The 10,835-nt window shown below is 64.4% G+C and carries 12 protein-coding genes; 5 read left to right on the forward strand and 7 right to left on the reverse strand.

All coding sequences use genetic code 11. From position 1 onward, the window contains the following. Positions 1-43 precede the first annotated feature (43 nt). A complete protein-coding gene (locus tag BN69_RS01790) occupies positions 44-733 on the forward strand; it encodes an ABC transporter ATP-binding protein (protein WP_014889827.1) in 690 nt (229 codons plus the stop codon). Then, positions 730-3,285, forward strand: coding sequence for an ABC transporter permease (locus tag BN69_RS01795; protein WP_014889828.1), 2,556 nt, complete (start codon positions 730-732; stop codon positions 3,283-3,285). Before BN69_RS01790 ends, BN69_RS01795 begins: the two co-directional genes overlap by 4 nt. On the opposite strand, the gene BN69_RS01800 is transcribed toward BN69_RS01795, so the two are convergent. Then, positions 3,282-3,662, reverse strand: a complete 381-nt coding sequence (locus tag BN69_RS01800; RefSeq protein ID WP_014889829.1) for a copper resistance CopC family protein — start codon at positions 3,660-3,662, stop codon at positions 3,282-3,284. The genes BN69_RS01795 and BN69_RS01800 overlap by 4 nt on opposite strands. A gap of 282 nt (positions 3,663-3,944) precedes the next feature. Between BN69_RS01800 and BN69_RS01805 the strand changes: the two genes are divergently transcribed. The 3 genes from BN69_RS01805 (at position 3,945) to BN69_RS01815 (ending at position 7,319) form a co-directional block, all read left to right on the forward strand. Next, complete coding sequence (locus tag BN69_RS01805) at positions 3,945-4,931, forward strand: DUF2232 domain-containing protein (protein ID WP_014889830.1); 987 nt, start codon at positions 3,945-3,947, stop codon at positions 4,929-4,931. 52 nt (positions 4,932-4,983) lie between these two features. Continuing rightward, entirely contained in the window at positions 4,984-5,547 is a 564-nt protein-coding gene (rplI, locus tag BN69_RS01810) for a 50S ribosomal protein L9 (RefSeq protein ID WP_014889831.1), read from the forward strand. A gap of 266 nt (positions 5,548-5,813) precedes the next feature. Then, positions 5,814-7,319, forward strand: a complete 1,506-nt coding sequence (locus tag BN69_RS01815) for a replicative DNA helicase (RefSeq protein ID WP_014889832.1) — start codon at positions 5,814-5,816, stop codon at positions 7,317-7,319. A gap of 148 nt (positions 7,320-7,467) precedes the next feature. On the opposite strand, the gene BN69_RS01820 is transcribed toward BN69_RS01815, so the two are convergent. The 6 genes from BN69_RS01820 to BN69_RS01845 all read right to left on the reverse strand — a co-directional run bounded on the left by BN69_RS01820 (position 7,468) and on the right by BN69_RS01845 (position 10,756). Further along, complete coding sequence (locus BN69_RS01820; RefSeq protein WP_014889833.1) at positions 7,468-7,959, reverse strand: PRC-barrel domain-containing protein; 492 nt, start codon at positions 7,957-7,959, stop codon at positions 7,468-7,470. A 141-nt stretch (positions 7,960-8,100) separates the two neighbouring features. After that, positions 8,101-8,520 (reverse strand): PRC-barrel domain-containing protein, encoded by a 420-nt coding sequence (locus BN69_RS01825; protein ID WP_014889834.1) that lies wholly within the window; start codon positions 8,518-8,520, stop codon positions 8,101-8,103. Between the two features lie 75 nt (positions 8,521-8,595). After that, positions 8,596-9,012, reverse strand: coding sequence for a PRC-barrel domain-containing protein (locus BN69_RS01830; protein WP_014889835.1), 417 nt, complete (start codon positions 9,010-9,012; stop codon positions 8,596-8,598). A gap of 48 nt (positions 9,013-9,060) precedes the next feature. Next, the gene (locus BN69_RS01835; RefSeq protein ID WP_014889836.1) at positions 9,061-10,119 is read right to left on the reverse strand and encodes a MaoC family dehydratase; all 1,059 of its coding nucleotides are present in this window, start codon (positions 10,117-10,119) and stop codon (positions 9,061-9,063) included. A gap of 3 nt (positions 10,120-10,122) precedes the next feature. Next, positions 10,123-10,467 (reverse strand): DUF167 family protein, encoded by a 345-nt coding sequence (locus BN69_RS01840; RefSeq protein WP_014889837.1) that lies wholly within the window; start codon positions 10,465-10,467, stop codon positions 10,123-10,125. Beyond that, the gene (locus BN69_RS01845; protein ID WP_014889838.1) at positions 10,460-10,756 is read right to left on the reverse strand and encodes a YggT family protein; all 297 of its coding nucleotides are present in this window, start codon (positions 10,754-10,756) and stop codon (positions 10,460-10,462) included. The genes BN69_RS01840 and BN69_RS01845 overlap by 8 nt, the downstream gene beginning before the upstream one ends. Positions 10,757-10,835 lie beyond the last annotated feature (79 nt).

Below are 10,835 nucleotides of genomic sequence, written 5' to 3' on the forward strand. Positions count from 1 at the left end.
ACTGTGGGCGTCGAACGCGGCGCATCAATCAAGGTTTTACTCCGTGCGGCGACAAGTCATCGAAGTTGAAGGCGTTGATCTCACGCTCGGCGAAGGCGCCGCCCGCGTGCATGTGCTCAAGACCGTCAGCCTGAGCGTTGCGCGGGGCGAAACTGTCGCTCTACTGGGACCCTCCGGCTCGGGCAAATCGACTTTGCTCATGACCCTCGCCGGATTGGAGCGACCCGACGCCGGAAGCGTCAGGATTGACGGGCGCGATCTTGGCGCCCTTTCGGAAGACGCGCTCGCGCGTTTCCGCGGAGAAAACATAGGGATCGTCTTCCAGTCTTTCCAGCTGATCCCCACCATGACGGCGCTGGAGAATGTCGCCATTCCACTGGAGCTCGCCGGGAAATCAGACGCGATCGCGCGGGCCGAGGCCGAGCTTGCGGCGGTCGGGCTCGCCGAGCGCATCGCCCACTACCCGGCTCAGCTTTCCGGAGGCGAGCAGCAGAGGGTCGCGCTCGCCCGGGCGCTCGCGCCCGACCCGCTGATTCTCGCGGCGGACGAGCCCACGGGCAATCTCGATTCGGAAACCGGGGCGGCGGTGATCGAACTCATTTTTGCGCAACAACGCCGCCGCGGGGCGACGCTTGTGCTCGTCACCCATGATGCGGCGCTCGCCGCGCGCTGCAGCCGACGCGTTCTGCTGCGCTCGGGCCGCATCGAGGCGGGCGAGCGGGCGCCGTCATGAAGCCGATGCGCTTCGCCGCCCTGCCCTTCGCCTTGCGCTTCGCCCTGCGCGACCTGCTTGGCGACCCGCGCGGCTTTGGCGTCTTCATCGCCTGCATCGTGATTGGCGTCGCCGCGATCTCCGGCGTCTCCGGCCTTTCACGCTCATTGGCGCAGGGGCTCGCGCGGGAAGGCCGAACGATCTTGGGCGGCGACGCCTCCTTCAGCCTCGTTTCGCGGGAGTTTTCGCCGGAGCAACGCGCCTTCTTCGAGGCGCGCGGCCGGCTTTCCGAAATTTCGCTGATGCGGGCGATGGCCCGGCGCGACGACGGCGAGGCCGCGCTGGTGGAGATCAAAGCCGTCGATCCGGCGACTTACCCAACTTTCGGCGCGGTCGCGCTCGATCCCGACATGCCCTTGGCGGAGGCGCTGCAGGAACGAAACGGGCTGCCGGGCGTCGCGGTCGATCCGATGCTGCTCGCGCGCCTCGACGCCAAGCTCGGCGACGCCGTGATGATCGGCGTTTCGCGCTTCACGCTGCGCGCAGTGCTGCGCAGCGAACCCGACAAGCTCGCGGGCGGCATCGGCTTCGGGCCGCGCGTTCTAATGACGCGCGCCGCGCTCTCAGACGCGGAACTGGCGACGCCGGGCTCGATCGTGCGGCATGTCGTTCGCGTCACGCTCCGCGAAGGCGCCGACGCCGACCTCAAGGCGTTCGCCGCCGACGCCGCCAACGCCTTTCCGCAAGCCGGATGGGAGTCGCGCACGCGGGACGCCGTCTCGCCGCAGTTCTCGCGCAATCTCGACCGGTTCGCCCAACTGCTCACCCTCGTTGCGCTCACCGCCCTCGTCGCCGGCGGCGCCGGCGTCGCGAACGCGGTACAGGGCTTCGTCGAGCGCAAGCGCGCGCAATTCGCGATTTTGAAGGCGCTCGGCGCCGAGGGCTCTCGGGTCTTCAGGATCGCCCTCGCCCAGGTTCTGGCGGCGGCGTCTTTCGCCATCCTGCTGGGGCTCGTCGCCGGCGCGGCGATTCCCTGGGGCGCGGCGCAAGCGCTGCGCGATCTCGCCGACCTCCCCGTGTCGGCGTCGCTCGACGCGCAAGGCGCGCTCTATGGCGCTCTGTACGGGCTGCTCGTCGTCCTCGTTTTCGCGCTTGTTCCTCTCGGCCGCGCGCATGAAGTTCCGGTAGCGGCGCTGCTGCGCGACGACCGGCGGGGCGCGACGCTCGCACGCTACCGCGCCGGCGCAGGGGCCGCGGCGATCGCGCTCGCCGTCCTCGTCATGGCCACGTCCTTCGACATGAAGCTCGGCGCGGCCTATGTCGCCGCCGCTGTCGCGGCCTTCGCCCTGCTGCGCGGCGCGGCTTGGGTCGCGATGCGGCTGGCCCGCGGCCTTCCGCGTTCGCGCGACGCGCGGCTGCGGTTCGCGCTCGCCAATATCTGGCGGCCGAAAAGCCTGACGCCGGCGCTGATGATCTCGATCGGCCTGACGCAAACCCTGCTCGTTTCGCTCGCGCTGGTGGAAGGCGCGATCCACAAGGAGCTGGCGCGCGCCGACGCCGGCGAGATTCCCAATTTCTTCTTCATCGACGCGCCGAAGGCGCAAACCGAGGCCTTTGTTGATTTCCTCTCCGCGGAGGCGCCCGGCGCCCGCATCGAACATGTGCCGATGATGCGGGGGCGCATCGTCGCGGTGAAAGACGCGCCGGTCGAGAAGATCGCCGTGGCCGACGACGCCAAATGGGCGCTCGAAGGCGACCGCGGCGTGACGTTCTCCCCCACAATTCCGACGAACTCCGCGCTCGCGGAAGGCGAATGGTGGCCGGCGGATTACGTCGGTCCGCCGCTCGTGTCGCTGGAGCAGAAGGTCGCCGAAGGATTGGGCCTGACCATCGGCGACTCGATCCGAGTCAATGTGCTCGGCCGGGAGGTGACGGCGAAGGTCGCCAATCTGCGCCGGGTGGATTGGCGCAGTTACGCCATCAACTTCATCATGGTGTTTTCGCCCAATGTTTTTACCGGGGCGCCCTACACCGAGCTCTTCACCGTCGCCTATGGCGCGCCATCGGTCGCGGCGCGCGACGCTAAAGACGCGCGGCTCGCGCGAGAGACGGCGAAACGCTTTCCGAGCATCGTTTCGGTGCGCGTCAAGGACGCGCTGGCGGCGATCGACAAGATCGCCGGACAATTGGCGCTGGCCGCGCGCGCCGCGGCAGGTCTCGCCATCGTTACGGCGGCGCTGGCGCTGGCGAGCGCGTTGGCGAGCGGCCAGCGCGCAAGGCTGCACGATTCGGTGGTGCTGAAGACTCTCGGCGCGACCCGACTCTGGCTGGCCACAGCCTACGCTCTGGAATTTGGACTCGTCGGCCTCGCCGCCTCGCTGATCGCGGTCGCCGCCGGATCCGCCGCCGCCTACGCGATGACGACGATCCTCATGAAGCTCGATTTCGCCTTCCTGCCCTGGACCACGGCGCTGATCTCGCTCGCCACTCTCGCCGTCACTATCGCCCTCGGCCTCGCCGGCTCCTGGCGGGCGCTCTCCAGACGTCCCGGACCGGAACTGCGCCAGCCTTAGGCGGAGAGCGACGGCTCGACGATGAAGGGAAACGCGCCCTCGACGATCGCGCCATCCGTCGCCAGCACACGGTAATCGACCTCATAAAGTCCGGGCTGCAGAACCGGCGTGTCGAGGATCAACTCTTTGGAGGCTCGCTTCTGCGTCGCTTTGGCGATCACCAGGCCGTTTCTGCTCTTGAGCGTGATCGTTGAGATGACGGCGTCAGCCTTCCCTTCAAACACCAGCCTGATTTGACGCACAGGCTTGATGACCCGCTGTCTTGACGCCGGGAACGACTCGACGAGGAACTGATGATGAGCCAGCGCGGCCGTCGCGGAGCACAACCCGAGCCCGGCGGCGAGGACCGCCGCCCAAGCGCAACTTGTTAACTTCATTGTCGTTCTCCTGGCCAGCGCACCGACGCCCGCCTTAGATGCCTGGAGAAATAACTTTCCCTCGCGCGATTTGTTCGAGCGCGAGCGCACGCAAAAGGCGCGGCGGCGCGACAGAAAATTTGCGCGAAATTCGTCAACGGCTACGCCGCCTTGCCCTTTGCGCTGCGCCGCCTTGCCCTTTGGGCTGCGACCTCCTAAAACGCTTCAGCGTCGACGGTCCGCCGGGCGGCGCCTATTGCGTCATGCGCCACATGCGCGACGCGCCGTCAGCGGAACCCAATCTTGTCCGACAAGAACGCCCTCTCCTGGCCGAATTTCGCGGTGTCGATTCTCGGCGGCGTCGCAGCGGCCGTGATCTTCGCCGTCGTCGCGCGCGGCGGCTTCGGCGGACTCCTCATAGCGCATCTCGCGCCCCTGCCGATCATGATCGTCGCCTTCGCCTTCGGCCTGATTCACGGGGCGACGTCGGCGATACTCGCATCGATCATCCTGACCTTCTGGCCGCATCCGGTGATCGGCATGGGATATGCGCTGCTGATCGCCGCGCCGGCCTGGTGCGCCGTCTATGCAGCGCTTGGCGCGCCGCGTGGCGGCCGGGACAGGCTGACGCGCAATCTGCCGGGATGGGCGGCGCTCGCGCCAGCGACCTTTCTGGCGATGGCGATCATTCTCTGGCTGATCGTCGCCACCCTCGCGTTCGGATCGCTCGACGAAGCGCTGAATCCGATCCGGGCGCGCGCCTTCATCCTGCTCGACATTATGGTGAAGGAGCGCGACCTTAGCGATAAGATCGATCCGACGACGCTTTCCGGGTCCGTCGCGCGCGCCGTTCCCGCCTTTCTCGCCGGCTACGGCCTGCTGATCCACGTCATGAATTTGTGGCTCGCCGCAAGAATCGCGGAAGCGTCCAAGCTGCTCGGCCGGCCCTGGCCGGACATCGCCAATGAATTCCGTCTGCCGAAGCCGGTGGGCGGCCTGTTTCTGAGCGGAATCGCACTGGCCTTCTTCCAGGGACTCGCCGGCGCGATCGGACTGGTGCTGGCGACGACCATGGGGCTGCTCCTTGCATTCCAAGGGCTCGCCGTCGCGCATGTCTACCTGCGCGGCTCGCGCTCAAGCGCCCTGGTGCTGGCGATCATCTATTTCACGCTCGGACTTTTGGGGTGGCCCCTCCTGTTTTTCGCCGCGCTCGGCGTCGCCGACCTGATCTTCAACTATCGCGTCCGAAAGACGGACGCCGGGCCCACCGCGATGCAAAAACCGGATTGACTTTCTCCCGGTTTTTCTCGACATAGCCCGCAATCTCGGAGAAGTAGCAAAGATGGACGTCATTCTGCTGGAACGCGTGGCCAAGCTCGGCCAGATGGGCGAGACCGTGCGCGTGCGCGATGGCTACGCCCGTAATTTCCTGCTGGCGCGCGGCAAGGCGCTGCGCGCGACGGAAAACAACAAGAAGCATTTCGAGACGCAGCGGGCGCAGATCGAGGCGCGCAATCTCGAGGCTAGGAAAGAAGCCGAAGCCGTCGCCGAAAAGCTCAACGGACAAAGCTTCAACATCATTCGCCAGGCGGGCGAGAGCGGCCAGCTCTACGGCTCGGTTTCGGCGCGAGATATCGCCGAGGCGGCGACCGCGGGCGGCTTCTCGGTCAATCGCGATCAGATCGTCCTGGTGCACCCCATCAAAACCCTCGGCCTTCATCAGACGCCCGTGCATCTGCATCCGGAAGTCGATGTGAAGATCACGATCAACGTGGCCCGCTCGGAAGAAGAGGCCGAGCGGCAGGCGCGCGGCGAAAGCGCGACGATCAGGGAAGAGACGTCGATGGACGATCTCGGCCTCGAGGTCGGCGCGGCGCTGGCGGAAGCCGGCGACGTCGAGATGTAAGCTCTCTAAGCGCCCACGCGTCCATCGCCGGCGGCCCTTCGGCCGCCGGTTTCGTTTTCCCGGGCCCTTCTCTGATTCTCTTCAAATGCAAGAAGAGTCGGATGCGCGCCGAACGAATCTTTTTCACCATGTGGAAAAGACTCGCTTCTCGCTGCGGCGGACAAAAGGCTCTGGCGGCGCCGACGCGTTAATGTATTGTTAACGGCGTCTCAGGCTCGCGCGTCGCGTTCGCAGCCCGGAACAGTCTCAAACAAGTCCGATCATCGATGCCACCAATCGAACAATTGGCGGGCCGGCGCGCGTTTCAGGTCGCGCAGCCGGACGCGCCCGCCTATCGCGCGCCGCCGCACAATATCGAGGCCGAGCAGGCGCTGCTCGGCGCAATTCTCGTCAACAATGACGCGTTCGACAGAGTCTCGGACTTTTTAAGGCCCGAGCATTTTTCCGAGGATTTGCACCGGCGCATCTATGAAATCGCGGCGCAGCTCATTCGCGCCGGCAAGCTCGCGACCGTCGTGACGCTGAAGACGTTCCTCGCCGACATCGAGCTTCCGGCCGGCGTGACGATCCAGGGCTATCTGGCGCGGCTCGCCGCCGAGGCGACGACGATCATCAACGCCGAAGACTATGGCCGCACCGTTCATGATCTCGCGGTTCGCCGGGAGCTCATCGTCATCGGGCAGGATATCGTCAACACGGCCTATGATTCGCCGATCGATTCGCCGCCGCGCGCGCAGATTGAAGAAGCCGAACGGCAGCTCTATTCGATCGCCGAGACGGGACGCTATGACGGCGGCTTTCAGCGATTCGCCGAAGCGCTCACCACGGCGCTCGACATGGCGAGCAGCGCCTATATGCGCGACGGGCATCTGTCCGGCGTCGCCACGGGCCTGCTCGATCTCGACGAAAAGATGGGCGGCCTGCAAAAATCCGACCTCATCATCGTCGCCGGGCGACCGGGCATGGGCAAGACCGCGCTCGCCACGAATATCGCCTTCAATGTCGCGCGCGCCTATCAATTCGAAGCTGAGCCCGACGGAACGCATAAGACGATCAATGGCGGGATCGTCGGCTTCTTCTCTTTGGAAATGTCGGCCGAACAATTGGCGACGCGCGTCATCGCCGAGCAGTCCGGCGTGCCGAGCTATAAGATTCGCCGCGGCGACATCAACGAAGACGATTTTCGCCGCATCGCCGACGCCGCGCGGGAGATGCAAAGCATTCCCTTCTACATCGATCAGAGCGGCGGCATCTCCATCGCGCAGCTCACCGCGCGGGCGCGGCGCCTCAAACGCCAGAGAGGCCTGGACCTGCTCGTCGTGGACTATCTGCAATTGCTCGCCGGATCGCGCTCTCGCAACGACAATCGCGTGCAGGAGCTCACCGAGATCACCACTGGCCTCAAGGCGCTTTCCAAAGAGCTCAATGTGCCGATCATCGCGCTGTCGCAGCTCTCGCGCCAGGTGGAGAACCGCGACGACAAGCGGCCGCAGCTTTCCGATCTGCGCGAGTCAGGCTCGATCGAGCAGGACGCCGACGTCGTCATCTTCGTTTACCGAGAGGAATATTATCTGCGCAATCGCGAGCCGCGCGAAGGCACTGAAGAACACATCCAATGGATGGCCGAGATGGAGCGCGCGCATGGCCGCGCCGAAGCGATCGTCGGCAAGCAGCGTCACGGTCCGACGGGAACGGTGCAGCTCGCCTTCGAAGCCGAGGTCACCCGCTTCTCCAATCTTGCCGATGAGGACAAGCTGCCGGCGCGCATGTGACGTGAATTCGCATTCGCGGCCTGTCATTCCCGGCAGGCCGGAGGCCTGACCGGGAATCCAGTGCCGATTCAAGAACGCTGGTTTTGCTCAGACTCCCGATCGCGCTCCGCGCGTCGGGAATGACGGCAGGCCAGCTTCGAGCCGCCTGTTACTTGCTGCCGAGGGTCCAAAGGCCCCTGTTCTTATCGAAGCGGAAGCCGGTCGCGTTCTTCAGCTCATCCTTGGTGGCGTTCACGGTCAGCCACCATTTATTGTTGCGTTCAGTGGCCTGCAGATCGCTGAAGGCGACGGCGACATCCTTTTCGCCGATGCCGAGAAAGCCGCCGACCGAGATGATCGCCGCGCTGACCTTGCCGCCGCGATCCAGAACAAGATCCTTGACTTCGCCAAGCTTATTTTCCTGCGGATCGTAGACGTTCTGATTGTGGATGTTCGAAACGAGCAGCGCGTTCTGCGGAAGCGTGGTCAGAAATTGCGGCTGTGCGCCGGCTGTCCCCGTGGTCGAGCGATCCATAGCGCCGGTCGTGGAGCGGTCCATGGCGCCGGCGGGGCGATCGGTCGTGCGATTCATCTGCTCGGCCAAAGCAACGCCTGACAGAGTCGCGATCAGCGCGCCTGCGAGGATGTAGGACTTGAGCATGGCTGTCTCCGTACATGTTGTTAGCGCCACAACGAACGGCCGTTCGTGTGCGCCTAGAACAAGCATCGAAGACCGAAGTTCCAAGCTTCGCGGCAGATATCCAAGGATTCCGGCCCGCGCGCGCTGGAACAGTTCAGCCGATCAAATCGGGTCCCACAGACCGGTGGCCTTGTCGAACTTATACGCGAGGGCCTTCTTCAGCAGCTCCTTCGTCGTATTGAGCGTGAGCCAGGTCTTGTTGTTCTTCTGAGTGATGGTGATCGCGGATACGGGAATCGCAATATGCTTCACGCCGATGCCGAGAAAGCCGCCGACGTTCAGCATCACGGCGTTGATGGAGCCGTCGGCGGAAAACAGCATGTCCGCAATCGAGCCGAGCTTCTTTTCATTGGGATCATAGACCGGCTGCTTGTACCAGGCGGAGACCACCGAACCATAGACCGGCAGCCTCTCGAGCGGCACGACCGCAACGGTTTCGGTTTGCGCTCCCTGCGCGCCGGCCGGAAGCGGCGCGAAAGCGGCAAGAGCGAGCGAGGCTGCGACGATGACGGGTTTCAGCATAGAAAAGAATCCTTCTTGGAACGAGCGGCAGCCGGACTGCGCGCTGCGCGAAACTCTCACGACGCGGCGCCCTTGCTACTTCACCTTCCAGGCGTGTTCGGCCGCATCATATTTGTAGCCGGTCGCCTTCTTCACGATGTCCTTCGTCGTATTGATGGTCAGCCAAGTCTTGTTGTTCTTTTCTGTGACGCTGATGTCGTTGGCCGGAATGGCGACGTGCTTCGCGCCGATGCCGAGAAAGCCGCCGACGTCGAGCATGACGGCGTTGATCTCGCCGCCTGAAAACAGCATGTCGGTGATCACGCCGACCTTCTTATCGTTCAAATCATAGACAGGCTTTTTGTACCAAGCGGAAACCAGCGAGCCATAACGCGGCAACGCTTCCATAGGCACGACGACCTTGCTGTCCGGCGCCGCGGGTTCCGCGCGGACAGGATGGGCGACGGCGATGGCCATGCAGAATGAGAGCGCGACAAGCAAAGTTCTGTTCATTCGACCAATCTCCCCAACGTCCCTGATACGACCGCGATCATAGCTGATTCATCGCGGCAGCACGCCCCAATAATCAAGATCCAGCAGCACCGCCGGGTCGGGCTTGCCGTCGGCGCCGTGGAGCGGAAAATCGGCGCAGGGCTTGTCCTTGGTGGCGACGAGCCGCAGCCGCAAAGCGCCGATATCCTGACGCCCGGGAATCTCCGCCTTCTCCAGAACCTCCGACCAGGCGAAGACCGTGCCCCCGGCGAACAGCGGATTGACGTGGCGTCCGCCGTTCACGGCCGAGATATGGAAGACGTTCTCCAGGCCGTTGAAGGACAACGCCCGGGCGAGGGAAATCACATGGCCGCCGTAGATGATCCGCTTGCCGAAGCGGCCCTGCGCCTCATAGTACTGATTAAAATGGACTTTCGAGTTGTTCTGGTAGAGCCGGGTGGCGAGCTGGTGCTCCGCCTCCTCGACTGTCATGCCGTCGATATGGTCGATTTTCTCGCCCTGTTCGTAATCCCCCCAAAAATAGCGGGAGCCGGCGAGCGCCTTGTCATAGGCGGCGACATTGATCGCCGGCGCCGCCCTGCCAAGCTCGGAAGGGGCGACGGACTTCGGCAGATCGGGCACGACCTCCGGCCCCACGGGCGCGTCGCGGTCCCGCTTCTTCACCATCACCCAGCGCGCATAGCTCAGCACGGTCTCGCCGCGCTGATTGGCGCCCGTCGTGCGCACATAGACGACGCCGGTCTCCTTGTTGGAATTCTCTTTAAGGCCGATGACTTCCGAGGTCGCCGACAGCGTGTCGCCCGGATAGACGGGGATCAGAAATTTGAAATCGGCGTAGCCGAGATTGGCGATGGCGTTGAGCGAGACGTCGGGCACGGTCTTGCCGAGCACGAGATGGAAGACGAGCAGATCGTCGATCGGGGCGCGCTCATAGCCGATCGCCTGCGCGAAGGCGGTCGAGGATTGCACGGCGAAACGCGGCAAATACAGCGCCGTATACAGCGCGACCTCGCCAACCGTGACCGTCCGCGGCGCCGCGTGGCGAATGACCTGGCCGATTTTGAAGTCCTCGAAGAAATTGCCGACGTTGATCTTCGACTTGCTCATGTCCTAACCGTTTGTTGGCGCCAGCTTGCCCAGCGCGTCGAGATAAAGCGCGGGCGCGCCCGCAACGAAAACTGTTTTGACGCGGCCGGTCGCGCCGGCGCGGATCGAAACCGCGCTTTTAGGAGTTCTGAGCGTCGCGGCGATCAGCGCGATCAGCGCCGCATTCGCTCGGCCGTTCTCCGGCGCGGCGCGCACCCGCGCCTTCAGGACGCTGCGGCCGTCGGCGAGAGTCTCCACGCCTTCGACGGCGTCGCGTCCGCCTTTCGGCGTCAGCCGCACGTAAACGGCGACGCCGCCCGATTCGATCGTCCAGGCGCAGGATGGTTTCTCCGCGCCTCCTTCACCCAAGCGCGTAGGCGCCGGCGCTGCTGGCGATGAGATCGCGCAGGAACTGCATGAGCAGCAGCAGAATAAGCGGAGAGATGTCGAGGCCGCCGACGCTGGGCAGCACCGAGCGGATCGGACCCAGCAGCGGCTCGGTCATGGCGTTCAGCCATTTCCAGATCGAATAGGCGACATTCGAGCGCATATTGATGACGTCGAAGGCGGTGAGCCAGGACACGACCACCGTGGCAAGCAGAATCCACCAGTAAATATCGATGATCGTGAGAAGAAGTTTGACCATAGCGTAGGACATGACCGGCTTCCAGCGGATGAGGTTCCGCCCTGTCTAGCCCTCCTGCCGCGTCGCGGCAATCCTTGGCCGCCCCTCCTTC

This window comes from Methylocystis sp. SC2, assembly GCF_000304315.1.
Lineage (GTDB): Bacteria > Pseudomonadota > Alphaproteobacteria > Rhizobiales > Beijerinckiaceae > Methylocystis.